15 protein-coding genes and 1 pseudogene are annotated in these 15,819 nt (G+C 63.2%); 3 read left to right on the top strand and 13 right to left on the bottom strand.

What is annotated here, in order from left to right:
* Positions 1-37 precede the first annotated feature (37 nt).
* Positions 38-1,552, bottom strand: a complete 1,515-nt coding sequence (locus tag CAQUA_RS07535; protein WP_290178101.1) for an AI-2E family transporter — start codon at positions 1,550-1,552, stop codon at positions 38-40.
* 118 nt (positions 1,553-1,670) lie between these two features.
* On the opposite strand from CAQUA_RS07535, the gene ychF reads away from it, so the two are divergent.
* Positions 1,671-2,756 (top strand): redox-regulated ATPase YchF, encoded by a 1,086-nt coding sequence (ychF, locus tag CAQUA_RS07530; RefSeq protein ID WP_196823836.1) that lies wholly within the window; start codon positions 1,671-1,673, stop codon positions 2,754-2,756.
* Here the strand turns inward: ychF and CAQUA_RS07525 are convergent.
* The 3 genes from CAQUA_RS07525 to merA all read right to left on the bottom strand — a co-directional run bounded on the left by CAQUA_RS07525 (position 2,746) and on the right by merA (position 5,111).
* On the bottom strand, positions 2,746-3,150 hold the full coding sequence (locus tag CAQUA_RS07525; RefSeq protein ID WP_231375324.1) for a peptide chain release factor I: 405 nt from the start codon (positions 3,148-3,150) through the stop codon (positions 2,746-2,748). The genes ychF and CAQUA_RS07525 overlap by 11 nt on opposite strands.
* 192 nt (positions 3,151-3,342) lie before the next feature.
* A complete protein-coding gene (gene merT, locus CAQUA_RS07520; RefSeq protein ID WP_196823837.1) occupies positions 3,343-3,693 on the bottom strand; it encodes a mercuric ion transporter MerT in 351 nt (116 codons plus the stop codon).
* Complete coding sequence (gene merA / locus CAQUA_RS07515; protein WP_196823838.1) at positions 3,690-5,111, bottom strand: mercury(II) reductase; 1,422 nt, start codon at positions 5,109-5,111, stop codon at positions 3,690-3,692. Before merA ends, merT begins: the two co-directional genes overlap by 4 nt.
* Positions 5,112-5,209: 98 nt before the next feature.
* On the opposite strand from merA, the gene CAQUA_RS07510 reads away from it, so the two are divergent.
* Complete coding sequence (locus CAQUA_RS07510) at positions 5,210-5,599, top strand: heavy metal-responsive transcriptional regulator (protein WP_175935297.1); 390 nt, start codon at positions 5,210-5,212, stop codon at positions 5,597-5,599.
* Positions 5,600-5,645: 46 nt separating this feature from the next.
* Here CAQUA_RS07510 and CAQUA_RS11225 read toward each other — a convergent pair.
* Positions 5,646-5,891: pseudogene (locus tag CAQUA_RS11225) on the bottom strand (LLM class flavin-dependent oxidoreductase); the annotation flags it as partial.
* Between the two features lie 154 nt (positions 5,892-6,045).
* Positions 6,046-6,540 carry a DUF1707 SHOCT-like domain-containing protein gene (locus CAQUA_RS07500; RefSeq protein WP_196823839.1) on the bottom strand — a complete coding sequence of 165 codons (495 nt, stop codon included), beginning with the start codon at positions 6,538-6,540 and terminating at the stop codon, positions 6,046-6,048.
* 51 nt (positions 6,541-6,591) lie between these two features.
* Here CAQUA_RS07500 and CAQUA_RS07495 point away from each other — a divergent pair, with 51 nt between their 5' ends.
* Positions 6,592-7,365, top strand: coding sequence for a MerR family transcriptional regulator (locus CAQUA_RS07495; protein ID WP_196823840.1), 774 nt, complete (start codon positions 6,592-6,594; stop codon positions 7,363-7,365).
* A 270-nt stretch (positions 7,366-7,635) separates the two neighbouring features.
* Here the strand turns inward: CAQUA_RS07495 and CAQUA_RS07490 are convergent, their stop codons facing one another.
* The 7 genes from CAQUA_RS07490 to CAQUA_RS07460 all read right to left on the bottom strand — a co-directional run bounded on the left by CAQUA_RS07490 (position 7,636) and on the right by CAQUA_RS07460 (position 15,792).
* The gene (locus CAQUA_RS07490) at positions 7,636-7,989 is read right to left on the bottom strand and encodes a hypothetical protein (RefSeq protein WP_196823842.1); all 354 of its coding nucleotides are present in this window, start codon (positions 7,987-7,989) and stop codon (positions 7,636-7,638) included.
* Positions 7,986-9,050, bottom strand: a complete 1,065-nt coding sequence (locus CAQUA_RS07485; RefSeq protein WP_196823843.1) for a hypothetical protein — start codon at positions 9,048-9,050, stop codon at positions 7,986-7,988. Before CAQUA_RS07485 ends, CAQUA_RS07490 begins: the two co-directional genes overlap by 4 nt.
* A 158-nt stretch (positions 9,051-9,208) precedes the next feature.
* Positions 9,209-9,652: an alternative ribosome rescue aminoacyl-tRNA hydrolase ArfB gene (gene arfB / locus CAQUA_RS07480; protein ID WP_196823844.1), complete on the bottom strand. Its 444-nt coding sequence runs from the start codon at positions 9,650-9,652 to the stop codon at positions 9,209-9,211.
* Between the two features lie 19 nt (positions 9,653-9,671).
* Entirely contained in the window at positions 9,672-10,994 is a 1,323-nt protein-coding gene (locus tag CAQUA_RS07475) for a hypothetical protein (RefSeq protein WP_196823845.1), read from the bottom strand.
* Positions 10,995-11,285: 291 nt separating this feature from the next.
* Positions 11,286-12,188, bottom strand: coding sequence for a hypothetical protein (locus CAQUA_RS07470; RefSeq protein ID WP_231375325.1), 903 nt, complete (start codon positions 12,186-12,188; stop codon positions 11,286-11,288).
* A 297-nt stretch (positions 12,189-12,485) separates the two neighbouring features.
* On the bottom strand, positions 12,486-14,405 hold the full coding sequence (locus tag CAQUA_RS07465) for a vWA domain-containing protein (protein WP_196823846.1): 1,920 nt from the start codon (positions 14,403-14,405) through the stop codon (positions 12,486-12,488).
* A complete protein-coding gene (locus tag CAQUA_RS07460) occupies positions 14,398-15,792 on the bottom strand; it encodes a MoxR family ATPase (protein WP_196823847.1) in 1,395 nt (464 codons plus the stop codon). Before CAQUA_RS07460 ends, CAQUA_RS07465 begins: the two co-directional genes overlap by 8 nt.
* Between the last annotated feature and the right edge of the window lie 27 nt (positions 15,793-15,819).

Raw genomic sequence — 15,819 nt, 5'->3', positions numbered from 1 at the left:
TCACTCGACCGTGATTGACTGGCCCCGGGGGAAGGTCTTAGGAGTCCGCCCCAGACCCGCGGCGGCGGCTAAAAGACTTAGCGACGCGCTGCGGCGAAACGTCACGCCAGCTCAACGGCCGTTGCGTGCTGCGTTTGCTTGTTTCGGCGTAGGGGTCGGCGATTTCCGGCGCGGTCCACGCGTGATCTGCGAGCATTTCACGACGCTTGTGCGCGCTTTCCTTTTCCTCCACTTCGGCAAGTGCCTTGCCCACGTCCGTGGCGAAGGTGAGGTCCTTGGCGCTGATCTCACCAGAGTGGAGTCGGATCATGTCTTGCATGTACCGCAGTGCAACGGCAATCATTGCGGCCACAGGCACGGCGAGGAAGCCGCCCATCAGGCCGAACAGGCCGCCACCAACCATGACGGACACCAACACCACGACCGGGTGCAGGTCCATCGCTTTGGACTGCAGCATCGGCGAGAGGATATTGCCTTCCAACTGCTGCACGGCGCAGACCAAGATGAGCACGAAAACGGCCGTCGTAAAGTCATTGGTCACTAGGGCAACGATCACCGCTAATGCACCCGCGATCACCGCGCCGACGATCGGGATGAAGCCCGCCATGAACGTGATCACGGCGAGGGTGAACGCCATGGGGACATTCAGGAAGAATAGGCCGAGGCCGATGCACACCGCGTCGACAAGCGAAACGATAGCTTGCGCACGAATGAAGCCGCCGAGCGTCTGCCACGAACGGGTGAGAAGCTCCGTGGCGTGAAGGCCTGCGCGACCGCCCGTGGCGCGGCGTACCCAGGGGAGGAACTTCGGGCCGTCCTTGAGGAAGAAGAACGTCAAGATCAAGATAGTGAACAGCGTAAACATGACGCTGGTCGCGGTGGAGATACCGGAGAAAACGCCGCCAGCGATCGCCCCAGCACGCTCCTGAATGAACGTCATGATGTCCCCAACAGCTTCGTTGAACTTGGAGAAATCGATGTTGAACGGAGGCCCTTCGAGGTACACCCCAAGCCGCAGGATTCCCTGCACGAGGCTACTCGCAATACCGGGTGCCTTACTGCGGATTTCCGGCAAGATCAGATACAGCAGTGTGACCACGGCCGCGAAGAACAACAGCATGGAAATAAAAGCGGCTAGTCCATCTGGGACGCCACGTTTACGCATCCAGCCAGTTGGCGGGGCAAGCACGGTGCAGACGATCAACGCCATGATGATCGGCATGATGCCGCCCCAGAACGTCCCGATCAGGTAGAACGCGATGCCCAGCAGGATCAGAATGGCGATAGCGCGCAGGGCAAACAGCGCGCTTGCTTTCATCCACGCGTTGATCACTAGCGTGCGATCCACCCGGTCAGGCTGCTCGTGCTCAGCGGCGACCTGCTCCGGTGCGTCTTTCTTGGCAGTTTCCTTTTGCAGGTCCTCCATGGCGGTGGGGCTGTCAGATTGCGTCAGTGCAGGAGCTTGGTCGTCGCGGTGGCGCGTCAGTGCCTTTTTGGGCTTGCTCTTGGGCGCTTTGGCGGAGGCGCTGGCAGCGTTCTTCTCGGAAGTCACGGGACCATTGTGCCCTATCTGTAGGGCGTTGGAAGGTCGTTGCCCCATGAGTGCGTCGAACGCGCCTCGTGCCTCTCCCTATGAGGGCGCAATGGGTAGTGCGATAGGATGAGCCACCGTGAGCCTTACCCTTGGAATCGTCGGTCTGCCCAACGTGGGCAAGTCCACTTTGTTTAACGCCCTGACCCGCAACGACGTGCTGGCCGCGAACTACCCGTTCGCCACGATCGAGCCGAACGTCGGTCTCGTCGAGCTGCCGGATCCGCGCCTTACTCGTCTCGCGGAGATTTTCGGTTCGGCGCAGATCCTGCCGGCGACGGTGTCCTTCGTGGACATCGCGGGCATTGTCAAAGGCGCGTCTGAGGGCGAGGGCATGGGCAACGCGTTCTTGGCCAACATCCGCGAGGCGGACGCGATCTGCCAGGTCGTGCGCGCGTTTAGCGACGACAACGTCATCCACGTCGACGGCAAAGTGGACCCGGCGAATGACATTTCCGTCATCAACACCGAGCTGATCCTCGCCGACCTCCAGACGATTGAGAAGGCCCTGCCACGCCTGGAGAAGGAAGGCCGCAAGGACAAAGACATCGCAGCCACCGCCGCCGAGGCAAAGAAAGCCCAGGCGATTCTAGAGGACGATCGCACGCTGTTCGCCGCGTCGAAAAGCAATGAGATTGACCTCGCGCTGCTCAAAGAGCTCCACCTCATGACGGCCAAGCCTTTCCTCTACGTCTTCAACTCCGACGAGGCCGTCCTCACTGACGACGCGCGCAAGCAAACCCTTCGCGACCTCGTCGCGCCCGCCGAGGCCGTGTTTCTCGACGCGCAGACGGAGACAGAGCTCCTTGAGCTCGAGGAGGAAGACGCCGCGGAGCTCCTCGCGGCAGTGGGGCAAGAAGAACCTGGCTTATCGACGCTCGCTAAAGCCGGCTTTGAAACCCTCGGCCTGCAGACCTACCTGACGGCGGGGCCGAAGGAATCGCGCGCGTGGACGATCCACAAGGGCGACACCGCACCGAAGGCCGCCGGCGTTATCCACACCGACTTTGAAAAGGGCTTCATCAAGGCTGAAATCGTCGCCTTCGACGACCTCGACGAATTCGGTTCCATGGCAGAAGCCCGCGCCCACGGCAAAGTCCGCCAGGAGGGCAAGGACTACGTCATGGCCGACGGCGACGTGGTCGAGTTCAAGTTCAACGTGTAGTGCTTAACCACTGCGATGAACTCTTTGATCCCGGGACGTGATGAGGACTGGGGCTATTGTGCTCCCCCCGAACGCTACGGCCCGGGGGCACGAGGCTGTGTCGCAGGTGCAAGCGAGAGGACCAGGAGCGAAACACAGACCGCTGAGTCGACGCAGTCACGGTAAAGACGGAGCCGTCTAGGCGGTGCTCGAGGTTGCGCGAGATACGGTGACGCTGGGCGTCGGTAAGCGATGCGCATTCGGCGACATCGATGGAAAGCTGGACTTTGCCGTCCGTCGTGTTGACGCCCTGGCCGCCCGGAGTCGACGATTTCGCGAAACGCTCCGCGAGATCGGCGGCGATGACCGCACCGTCGGGGATCCCCGGGCCGGGCGCTATGGTCATGTCGTTCATGCCGCCCAGCCTAGGTGCCCACAACCCTTTCTCGTCTCGGCGGAAGCGGAGACCGCGTCGCGACGGCCGGGATCCAGCCTCAGTATTATCCTCGTCACCGGTTGATTCGAACGCTTTTTGCTCCTCCTTCTCCCGTCGGGCTTCGATTTCAGCGGCCTCCGCAGGTGGCAGTGATCGCTGGATCCGCTCGAACTACCGGTTCCGATCAGCGGTCGAAGGATTTTCGCAGCAGCCGGACCTGCGGCGCCGGTGCCGCCGCCGTAGCCTGACGAGCATCCCCGCCATGACGGCCATCACGACGGCGGTCCCGGCACCGATGATCCAGGGATTACCGAGGAGCCCACCGACGCCTGCGAGTGCTCCGCCCGCCGCGATGAACGGCAGGCCGCCGCAGAGCAGCGACGGAAGCGCGCAGCATGCCAGCAAGAGCAGCCCGGTCACTGCAGCGACGACGGGACCGGCGCGCCATTCGTCGCGGTCCTGATCGGCGCTCATCGTCTGCTTCAGGATGAGATCTCCCCGATTGCCTGCGTTGCCGTTCATGCGCAGCACGACAGCAGCGACGGGTCGGTGGTGAAGGCCTTCGCGGCGATCCGGATGCCCTCGGCCATGGTCAGGTAGGGGGCCCAGGCGTTGGCGACCTCGGCGACGGTCCTGCCGAGCACGTGGACGCCTGCGGCGGCGAGCTCCCCGGCGTCCTTGGCGACGGCGGTCAGGCCGAGGATCTCGTTCGTCTCGGCGTTCACGACGATCTTGATGAACCCGCGGGTGTCGCGGTTCACCAAGGCGCGGGGCACGTGGTGCAGGGGCAGGACGCGGCAGTCGCAGCGGATCCCCGCGGCGAGGACGTCCTTCTCGGTCATCCCGACCGCGCCGATCGCGGGCTCGGTGAACGTCACCCGCGGCAGGCGGGCGTAGTCGACGGACCGGTCGGCGTCGGCGAACGCGTTCTCGGCGACGAGGGTGCCGTGGTGGGCGGCGACGTAGACGAACTCGGGGTGCCCGGTCACGTCGCCCGCGGCCCAGACCCGCGGGTTCGAGGACTGCAGCCGGTCGGAGACGACCACCTCGCCGGAGTCTCCGGTATTCACCCCGACCGCATCGAGGTTCAGGCCATCGGTGACGGGACAGCGTCCGAGGGCGACCAGGACCTGGTCGGCGCGGAACTCCTGCGAGCCGCCGGACAAGGCGGCGGTCACGACGGCCTCGCCTCCCGTGCCGCGGGAGACCCGGGTGGGCACTGCGCGGCTGACGACGCGGATGCCCTCGTCGGCGAACACCTCCTGGAGCGCCTTCGACACCTCCGGCTCCTCCTTCGAGGCGAACCGGGACCGCACGAGCAGCGTGACCTGCGAGCCGAGGCGGGCGAACAGCTGCGCCTGCTCCAGGGCTACGTAGCCGCCGCCGAGCACCAGCAGCGACTCGGGGACCTCCGTCAGCTCCATCGCCGTGGTCGAGGTCAGGTATCCGGTCTCCTCCAGGCCGTCGATCGGCGGTGCCCACGGGCGAGAACCAGTCGCGACCAGGTAGTGGTGGGCCTCGATGGTCTCGACGCTTCCGTCGGATCCGGCAACATCGAGAACCGGCGCATCAGGGGTGCCCACGAACGAGGCGTCGCCGCGGAGGACCTGCCAGCCGTAGGAGTCGGCGACGTCGGCGTACTTCTCGCCGCGCAGCGACTCCACCAACGCTTGCTTCCCAGCGATCAGCGCGGGCATGTCGACGGGATCCGCCGTCGTCGCGATCCCGGGGAACCGGGATGCGGCGTCGACCGCGACGTGCCGCGCGCCGGCCGCGGCAATGAGCGCCTTCGACGGGACGCAGCCCGTGTTCACGCAGGTGCCGCCGAGCGTCCCGCGCTCGATCATCACCACCGACTTCCCGAGCGTGCTGGCGCGGATCGCAGCGGCGAACGCGCCGCCTCCCGATCCGATGATGGCGAGATCGTACTTCGTAGGCATCGCTGCTCCTGTCAACTCTTGGCTTTCTGCTCTGTCTCAGCCATACTGGACCTTCCAGTGCAGGGGAAGGTCAAGCGCGGCCACGGAGGGAGACAGCAATGTGGATCGGAGAACTCGCCGAGAGGGCGGGCACTACCGCGAAGACCCTTCGCTTCTACGAGGAACAGGGCCTTCTGCCCCCGACCGAGCGCACGCCGTCCGGATACCGCGACTACGCGCCCGAGACGGTCGCTCGGATCGACTTCATCCACCGCGGCCAGGCCGCGGGCCTCACCCTCGCCCAGATCCGCCAGATCCTCGACATCCGCGACGGCGGCCATGCGCCCTGCGAGCACGTGCGCGACCTGCTTGACGTGCGCCTCGCTGAGATCGAGCAGCAGATCGCGCAGCTCTCCGTGCTGCGCGACACTATCGCAGACCTCAGACAGGACGCCGCGCACCCGGACCCTGAAACGTGCAGCACCGATCAAGTGTGTAGGTACTTGTAGACGACGGGAGTCAATGACTCAAACGCTACAACCCCGATATGCGCTAGCGCATGTCGATGCCGCCGGTGCCCACCTCGATATTTTTGGTGGTGGCCGCGACAGCACACAGCAGCGGCATCGGGGCGGAGGCCTGCAGCGCGAAGTGGTGGACTCGGAAGGACGCGTTGTTCACGCCGATTTCGTCCGCAGCCTGGGTGATCTCCAGATGAGTCTTGGCGATCTTTTCCGCAGATGGCCCGCGCTAGCTGCCGAAGGCGTAATGCCTGAAGCTTAAGAAGCCGAACGCTTTCATTGGATAACACTCCTTTTGATGGTGTTAACGAGAGGGAGTAACTTTGCGACGACGTACCGGCGAGTTCAAGTTCAACGTGTAGTCACGCCTCGGAGCCGAACGCACGACGAAAACGCATGCGCCCACTCTAATCGGAGCGTACAGAAACTCTCGGCTATTTCCCAAGCTCCTTGCGTCGCTCGGCGGCGAGTTTCAGTCGCTCGGCGCGATCGGAACGTTCCTTCTCTAACAGTTCCTCGAGGATCTCGTCTTCCTCGTCGGAGATGTCGAAGACGGCGTACCAAGCGACCGCGAGTGCGCCCACCACCGGCCACACTACCCAGGCGTAGTCCAGATCCAGCCCAATCTCCAGCACCAAATAGACCGCCAAGCCGCCAATGAGGGTGGTGTAGAGCGCGGTGTCCATCTTCCGCTTCGCTGCGAGTTTCTCATCCAGTTCGACCTCGGACGCCGTCCGCTTCTCCAATGTGGCCGGTTCGGCCGGGAGGTCGTCGAAAAGCATTGAAAGCTCCCCGCGCGTGCGCGCAACCGCGGCCTGACCTGTGCGTTCTTCGAACTCTCCCACGTCCAGGTAGCCGTCCGCGAACAGCGTTCCCAGCCGGTCCAGTGCTTCCGAACGCTCGGCGTCGCCCACGCGGATTTCGTCCATTATCGCTCCCAACTTGCGCTTGCCCCTGCGGCAAGCTGTTCAATCGCACCCATGGCAGATGGTATCGAATACACAATCAGCGAGGCCGCAGAAGCCCTCGGCGTTTCCACCAAGGCGCTGCGTCACTGGGAGGCGCTCGGCCTCATCACACCCGCGCGCACGTGGTCCGACCACCGCGTTTACAGGGAGGCTGACCTCGAGCGCGGCGCGGCCATCGCCCTCTACCGCGGAGTCGGCGTACCGCTTGCGCAGATCGCGCAGCTTCTCGACGCTTCCGGAGCCGCCCTCACCCGCGCCCTCAAGCACCACCAAGAAGCACTTGCTTCTCGACGGCGCACGCTCGACGCTCAACTCACATCTGTCCAGCACCTCATTGATAACGCGACGAAAGGATCGATCGACATGGACGCAATGAAGAAGTACCTCGGTGAAGATATGCCCGCCTACCAGGAGGAGGCTGAGCAGCGCTGGGGTGATACCGCGGAGTGGGCGCAGTCCCAGGAAAAGCTCGCGCAAATGGGCGAAGGCGACTTCAAGCGCCTGCAGGAAGAACAGGACGAGCTCGCCGCGGATCTGATCGCCGCACGCGATTCCGGCGTGGAACCCGGCTCCGAGGAAGCCGAAGCACTGGTTGAGCGCCACCGCGCAAGCATCGCCCAGTGGTACGAGGCGACCCCGGCTCGCCAGCTCATCCTCGCGCGCATGTACGTTGACGACGCGCGCTTCCACGAAGCCTACGGCGGCGCGCAGGACTACCTGCTCGAGCTGGTCACCGCCCACGCGGCGGCTGAAGGTGTGGACGTGGGCAACCCGCAGTGGGGTTAGAAACGGTACTGCACACGTGTCTTCATTGAGTCCTCCGGTTCGATGCCGTGTTTCTCGGCGCTTCGGCGGACCTCGATCTCAGATAGCATTTTTAAGGGCCTCGCGGATCGCACGCGAACGTGACCACCCGTGAGAGGCGGCATACGCATCAAGGTTTGAGATTTCGCTTGGGGAGAGACGAAAAGAGATCACTTGCGCTGCACGCTGTGAGAGCCATGAGGGTCGTGGCGGCGAGGAGGGCGTGGACGGGGCGTCGAAAAGCGTGCATTTCTAGCTTCCTGCTAGTGGGCCGTGGCTGAAGATCTCGGCGTCGAAGGTGCTCTTGTTTAGCGGGACGCGGACCTCGAGGATGTAGTGCAGCGTCAGCGCGTAATGGCGCGGGCAGAACTGCTCCGTGTGGGTGGCGTGGTCGGCGTGATCTGGCACTGTGCAACGGTAGGAGATGAAGTACTCTTTCATCTCGCCGCACGGCGATTCGTCCCAATCGCAGCCTTTGTGGCCCCAGCCATCTTCCTCTTCGGGGACGCCGCCGTCGTCGATGATGATCTGGTCGTCGTCTGCTTCTTCGATCACGCCCGCCACGAGACGGGTGCGGGTCGGGGCGGTCTGAGTCTCCGGCATCATTGCTGGGCTCCGATCTTGTTCAGTGCGTCGGCGATGGCGTTACGGATGTCTTCTTCGGAGTGGGTGCGTGTGTCGTCGGCAAGCCAAGCCCAGCGGCGTTCGTGCGCGTCCTCGAGCCGCCGCCGCCGGGCAAAGTGCCCGACGAACTCGCTCATCACCGTGATCTGCTGGCCGTCGCCGTCGATGGTGACGGTGAGTGCGGAGGTGTCTTTCGGGATCATGATCAGCACGTCGAGCTGCGGGAAGCACAGCGCCCACCACTGGTCGTCGGTTCGGGATTCGTCGCCGAAGACAACGTGATCGGGCAGCTCGGAGAGGCGCTGGGCGACGGCCGCCTGGGCGTGGAGCACATGAGTTCCGTCGAAGCTGGCGAAGGCATGCTGGGTGAGCCGGAGCTCCGACATGGATTCGAACCACAGCAGCGGGTTGTTGTCCGTGCTGTTGCGCAGGAGTGTGAACTTGTCCCCCTCACCGGTCGCGATGATCTGGGCGAAGTCTCCCTGCCCGTCAGCCGGTGCGGTTTCGGCGTCGGCGGGCCAGGACACGACCGGACGGACCTCGACTTTAAGTGGGGTGGCGGAGAGGATCTCGCGCAGCGCGGCGGCGAGGTCCGCGGCAGTGGCGAAGTGGCCCAGCCGCAGGACCTCCTGGTGGATACTGACCACATTGTGCTTGACGCGCTCCATCATGGTTTCGACGCTCTCGCCCGCCCAGCGCGGATCTTGGCGCAGCAGCTCGAGGCCTTTCGCGTCGTAGTACGTGATGGCGTCGTACCAGTCCAGCGGGGACGCCGGCCGTTCGCGCAGGGAGTGGATGTCTTTGAACATCACGCGGGTGCCATTGATGAACGCTCGCAGCACTTCCAGGTCGCCGCTGCCGTCGACGAAATTCTTGTCGATCACATCAAGCTCATAATGCCTCTGCCTTCCGTCCGGACCGAGAGCGTCGACATGCCACATGCCGCCTGCGAAGGTGAAGTCGTCCGGGGTGACTGTGCTGCCGTAGACAGGCAGGTAGCTGTCGCCGGCAGCGTCCACGGCGGCCGCGAAAGGGTTTTTCATGGCAACATTATGCATCCCGGGCACCACGTCTCGCTTCGTCTTCTTCGAGGATTCGTGGGATGCCCTGAGCCGCCACTCGTTTTCCCCTCAGGCATCTGAGCTGGGGACACGGCTTTTCGGCTGTTGAGGTTCTTTCGAATGAGCCTGCAGGAGCGGTGTTACGGCAGCCGGGGCCGGCGCCTCGTCGACTTCAGCTCCGAGCGCCGTTTCTTCGCTTCGAGACGGCGCCGCACCGAGCCGCGCGTCGGCTTCGTCTTATGCCGCGGGGGAGGAGGCGGGGCGAGCGCCTCACGCAATAGGGTGGCCATGCGTTGACGAGCCTCAGCTCGGTTGCGGACCTGCGAGCGCTGCGTCGACGCGCTGACGGTGAGCACAGTGCCATCCAGGCGGTGTTCGAGGTTGTGGAGGGCGCGGCGGCGTTGGGCGTCGGAAAGCGATGCGCACGCCGCGATGTCGATGGAGAGCTGCACCTTGCTGTCGGTGGTGTTGACGCCCTGGCCGCCCGGCCCCGACGCCCTCGCAAACCGCTCCGACAGGTCCGCGGCGGCGACGACGAGGCCGCCGGGGATACCCGGGCCGGGCGCGATGGTCAGGTCATTCATGTAGCCCAGTTTAGGTGCCCTACGAGTCGTTCTTGTCTCGGCGGAAACGAAGACCGCGTCGCGACGGACGGGAATCTGTCTCAGAATAATTCTCGTCGTCGGTTGAGTCGAGTGCTTTTCGCTCTTCCTTCTCCCGTCGGGCTTCGATTTCAGCGGCCTTCGCAAGTAGCCGGTCGTCGTTCATGTCGCGAATTTTCTCAGTGGCTTTTTGCGCTTGATCCACCGCCGATTGGCGGGCGCGGTTCGCAGCATCGACGGTGTCGCCCGCTAGCGATACCACAGATTGACGCCATCCTTGGACGTGAAGACGCTCTGCGTCTTCTACGCTCATTCGCAAATGCTGCGCAAACGCACTAATAATGTCGTGAATTTCGTTCGCTTGCGCGGTGATGTGGCGAGCACGAATCGGGTTTGTGACCCAGACCTGATTGCTCAACTTGGCTGTCTCACGGACGGCTGTATCCATCTCGAGCAGACGTCGGGTGGTCGATTCCAATCGATCCTTGCGCGCGTCGTGGATTCCCTCTCGGTGAGAATCCAGCTGGCGGGGCTCAAACTCATTCACGTGGGCGATCTCAAGGACATACATCCGATCATGGAGGTAGATGCTCCGGGCAGCGACACCCAGCCAAAGCGTCAGATCACCTTTCAACCCAGCTAGAAGGGTTTCAAGTTTCTTGGAGTTGTTCTTCTGCTTCCGGAGCTGATCAACGGCGTCATCGAGTTGTTCGATGGCGTAAGACTCGATGCCGTTGAGCGCTGATCCGAGGTGGTCGATCTTCGACCAAGTAGTTGAGGAGACGCTACTGCTGCGCCGGTAAAGTTCGTCCGCTTCTTCAATCGTGTACTGGATACCCCCAAGCTGCGCTAGTGCGTCAACCTTACGCTGCCGGAGGAGAGTATCGAGCTTCTCATCGATGACCTCTAGATACTCCTTGATTTCAGCAATTGCTGCCTCAATTGCAGCCTGAGCTGCGATGCCCGCGGCGGTCGAAGTCATGGCGGGCGAAAACTTGACCTCTTGAAACGAGGTGTGTTTGAAGAATCGACTTGGATTGTCAGCGAGCCCAAGATCGCTTCGGCGTAGGACTCCAGGAACCGGTCCAGACGACGTGCGATGCTGGAGCAGCTTCGCAGTTTCGTCCGTAGCTTTGTAATATTTGCCGGATTTGAACTGCCGGTTTGAAATCGTGCTCAGCACATTGTTTGCGCGGAAAAGCACTTGCGGTGACGCAGGCGAAAACGCGGGTGCAGAAGTAGCGGGAAAGCGGTCTTCCTCGCTAAGGATCAGCAGACCCTCTCCATCTGCCAGGAAAGCCAGGTCCTTGCTTGAAGTCTCCATATCCAGAAACTGTAGTACTGGCGGGCGGCAAATTCGTCGCAAAGCACCTGCGCTAACGCCGCTGCAGCACGACCTAAACGGTCATCTTCCTGTCTGCGGGGAGATGTAAGAGCCGGTGTCGAGGTCGCCCTAGATCTCGCGCTCGTAGGCGACAGCCATTTTCTGAGGCTGGTCATACTTCGTGGAAGGGAATGACTTTGAGGAAGATTTGCCTCTTGGGTCGCGCCAGTGTGCGACGAAGGTCACGTGGCAGTTCTTGTCTTTCCCTTTAGCAGGTTTGCTCTGGACCACCTATCCCTCGATCTTCTTCCGGACAGCGGCGCAAAGTTCTGGATCAGTGATGTACCCGTCTTCGCATCCGTGGTAGGTCTGGATCTCTCCGGATGTCGGATTCGGGTTGCCATTTTCGTCGTAGCCGTACCCGCATTCTGATGCTGGTCCGACGCACTGTCTGCCTTCTTCTTCGAGGTACGCTTCTCCGCCGAGCTGTTGGAAGCAGTAATCGGAGTTTTGGATTGATCCGTCCGACATTAGGGCTGGTCCTGGTGTCCCTTCGAGGCACTCTACGACGTGGGGGGCTTCAGGAGCTTCTGCCCGCTGCCCAGGGGCTGGGTTTGTGCTTGGTGGCGTGCTGTCCCTTTTTTCGACGTCGCTCATATTGAACGTTCGCCCATGCAGCTCTATTTTGTCGGCTCCTTCGGGGATTTCGAAGGCTCCGTAGAAGACTCGTTCTTCGTTCGCCTTCATGCCTTCGTGGTAGTCGAAGATCCCGTCCTCGATGTCGCACAAGAGGTACGAGTGGTCAGCTTCTCCGTCTGCCAGTACTCGTTTTCCTTGGAGGAATTTCGGCCCGCTCAGAACGAATGACATGTCGGTGCTGTGGCTTTCCAGGTCGACAGTGGTCACGATGTGCAGGTAGTCGGCGGTCTGCCTTTGGCCGTATTCGGTGATTGCCCCTTTGCAGGCTGCTGCCGGGCCGACGTATAGCTCATCGATCATCATGGTGCCGGATGATGCCGGCGCTGTGGGGTCGATCTGTTCGGTGAATGCGAACGGCTTTCCGATTTCTCCTTTAGGAGTTTCTGTTGTGGTTGGGGCGGCGATTGTTGTGGGGGCTGGCTCGGGCTCATCAGTTTGGCTGCATGCGGTGAGCGCGAGAGGGAGGGTGAGGAGGATCGCGAGGATGCGTTTCATGGTCGGCTTTCTATGAGGCTCGAGCGTGGATGGTGGCGATTGAATACCTAGCGTGTTAAGTAACGCAAGTTGGTTTGGCTTTAACCAATTATGAAGCACGTCACATGTTTTGGAGAGGCCTTGAGGCCCATATCCCCGCGTGAAAAATCCCCCAGGAGACCTAATAGCGCATGCTTGGGAGCTATACACGAGGCATATGGACACGACGAACGGCACCCTGATCAGCGCAGAAAGAAAACCCGCTGGCCAACGAATCTGCCAGCGGGATTCAAGTTCAACGTTTAGCGTTTAACGTCGTTACCAGCGGAGGAACTCTCCCACCACAGCGCCTCCGAGCTCGTTGAGGTCGGGTGCGACGACGTTGGCGCCGGAGCGGTTGGCGAGGGCGTCGATAAGCGAAACAAGCCCTGGATCATCCCCGAGGCGGAAGAAGGTGATCTTCGTCCCGCGTTTGGTCACCGTGTCAAGCGCGTCGACCGTGCGCGCGAGTGTGATGCGGTCGGTCGGCCAGTTGAAGTAGGGCTCACCCCATTCGGTCAGGATAGAGGTCGGTTCGCCGTCGGTGACGATGAGAAGCGTCGGGTCGTAGTCGGCGTGGCGGGTGAAGAACTCGTTGGCGAGAAGCAGCGCGTGCTGCAGGTTGGTGCCCTTTTCCGGCATCGGCGGCAGGGCGGTGAGTTCTTCGATCGTCAGCGTCTGCGCGTAGAGGCCGAAACCGATTAGCGCGAGCTCGTCGCTGCGGAACTGCGTGGTGATGAGGTGGTTCAGCGCCAGCGCGGTCTGCTTCATCGGCGTCCAGCGGCCTTCCATCGCCATGGAGAAGGAGGTGTCCACAAGCAGTGCGACGGCGTTTTTCGTGCGCGCCTCGGTTTCGACCACTTCGATGTCGTTCACGGTGATTGCGAAGGGCTCGCCACTGGCGGCGCTGCGCTGGAGAGCGTTCGTGATGGTCCGGGTGGTGTCCCAAGCCTGAGTGTCGCCGAACTCCCAGGGGCGGGTGCCGCCGGTGGGTTCGCCCAGCTGACCGGCGAGGCGGGAATCGCGTTGGCCGCGGGATAACTGGGAGGTCGCGTCCTTCAACAGCTCCTTGCCCAGCATGCGCAGCGCTTTCGGGGACAGCTGTAGCGAGCCGGACTCGCCCTTGTTCAGCAATCCGGAGTCGCGCAACGCTTTTTCCACATCGCGCAGATGCTTAGCCCTGGTGGCGGCGTCAGCGCCTAAGAGGTCGGCGACGTCGTCTAAGTCAATGTCTCCGGGGCGTTCGCCTCCGAGGATGGCAGCGAGCTCGTCGAGGCGCCCGAGGTCGCGCGTCGCGCGGGTGGCTTCGCCGAGGCCCATGCCGCCCGATGTCCCATCACCGTCGAACGGTTCGGACCCGGTCCAGTCCAGGTCGGGGCGGATGCCGCGCAGGTTCGCGTCCAGCTCGCCAACGAGGTTCATCAGCTCCTCCGAGCCGAAGGCTTCGGACGCGAGCTGCATGAGCTCGGCGCGCTGTTCGGGTGTCATGGAGTTGAGCAATCGCTGGGCTGCCGCCGATCGCTGCGCGAGCAGCTCCACCAATTCCTCGATGTTGCGGGGGTTCTCCGGAAACTGATCCCCGTGCTTGGCCATGAAATCCTGAAAGTCCTGCTCCGTGGCCATGCCGGCGCGATGTTTGCCCAACAGCACGTTGAGATCGCGAAGCATCTCGGCGACGGCTGCGCGATCTTCATCGGTGGCACCTTCCAGCGCCTCTTTCATGCCAGCGAAGCGCTGGTCTAAGAGTTCGCGGCCGATGAGGTCTTTGATCTGCTGGTACTTCTCGCGCGCGTCGGAGGAAGCCCAGTCGTAGCCGTTCAGTTCGGTCACCGCCGCCGCCGGGGAGACGGGCAGGTTGTCCAGCGTCATCTCCCGCATTGTGCGGTCCAGATCGTCCATGTCCACGTCGCGGGCGAGTTGGCCGCGTTCGGCGAGCACCGCTTCGTCGAGAAGCTTCTGTGCTTCCTGGAGCGTGCCCCCGAGATTGGTCTTCTGCAACAGTTCTTGGCGGCGCTGCGCGATCTGGCGCAGGAAGTCGTCGTAACCCTCACGGCGCAGATACTCGCGAAGCGCGGACTCGGCGGAGTAGCCGGCCATGACCTCGTCGGCAATGGCGCGCACCGCCTTGGCCAGGTCGGGCGGTGGGGCGAGCGGATCCGGGCCCGGGGTGTACCTGCGGTACCTGCGCTGTTTAGCCATAGATGGTCTCACCTTCGCCGGAGTCCTTCGAAATCTTTTGGGTGAGGTAGAGCGCCTCCACCGCGAGCTCGATGGCACTAGCGCGCTCGCCCTCGCTCTCGGCGTTGAAGGTCGAAGCAATATCTCCGTAAAGCGTGCCGTCGAGCTGGGGCAGGCCGTTGAGGAACTCTGCCGCCGTAATGTTTTCGCCAGTGGTGATGAAGGTGGAGCCGTCGAGCGCCTCGATCAGCGGGGCGAAGTCAAGTCCCTTGATCCGGGGGCGCAGAGTCTGAGCCACGGAGTTGCGCAACAGGTACTCGAGGATGTCCCACTCGCGGCCTTCCTCGCCGTGCTCGAACTCCACCTTGCCGCCGAGCACGTCGACGGCGGCCTCCAGGTCCACTAGGCGCGCGACCGGGTCCTCCCCGGTAATGGCGGCGCGGCGGGCGGCGGAGGCTGCGACTGTCTCGGCGCCGGCGATGGCGAAGCGGGCCGAGACGCCGGCGCGCTGGTTCACCGCGTCGGATTCGCGCAGCGCGCGGGTGAACCGGGCGAGGGCCTCCATGATAGGTTGCGGAACAGTGGCCGTGAGGCGTGATTCCTGCTCGATGACGCGGATCTCGTCGTCCAACTCGATGGGGTAGTGGGTGCGGATCTCAGCGCCGAAGCGGTCCTTGAGCGGGGTGATGATGCGCCCGCGGTTCGTGTAGTCCTCCGGGTTCGCCGAGGCCACCACCAGCACGTCCAGCGGCAGGCGCAGCATGTAGCCGCGGATTTGGATGTCGGCTTCCTCCATCACGTTGAGCATGGCCACCTGGATGCGCTCCGCCAGGTCTGGCAGCTCGTTGATGGCCACGATGCCGCGGTTGGAGCGCGGGATAAGGCCGTAGTGGATGGTCTCCGGGTCGCCCAGGCGGCGGCCCTCGGCCACGCGCATCGGATCCACGTCGCCGATCAGATCCGCCACGGAGGTGTCCGGGGTGGCCAGCTTCTCGGAGTAGCGGGCCTCGCGCGGGATCCAGGTGATGGGCAGCGCGTCTCCTTCCTCCTCGACGCGGCGCTTCGCGGCGTCCGTCAGCGGGTTCAGGGGGTGTTCGCGCAGTTCGGATCCTTCGATGGCGGGCACAAAAGCGTCGAGAAGCAAAGGCAGCGTGCGAAGCAGACGGGTCTTGCCCTGGCCGCGCTCGCCGAGCAACACGATGTCGTGGCCAGCGATGATGGCGCGTTCGACCTGCGGCAACACGGTGTGCTCGAGGCCGTGGAGGCCGGGCCACGGGTTTTCGCCGGCGCGCAGTGTGGCGACGAGGTTGTCACGCATCTCTTCGCGCACGGTCTTGTAGGTGTAGCCAGCGGCCTTGAGCTCGCCGAGGGTGGTGATGGATGGCCGGGAGTTGGGCGCTTCAGTCATGCCGGCCAGGGTACGCGGGTTTCCTGG

The organism is Corynebacterium aquatimens, from assembly GCF_030408395.1.
GTDB classification, from domain to species: Bacteria; Actinomycetota; Actinomycetes; order Mycobacteriales; family Mycobacteriaceae; genus Corynebacterium; species Corynebacterium aquatimens.
The sequence above is the reverse complement of the archived record's forward strand: the minus strand, read 5'-3'. Positions and strand labels throughout refer to the sequence as shown.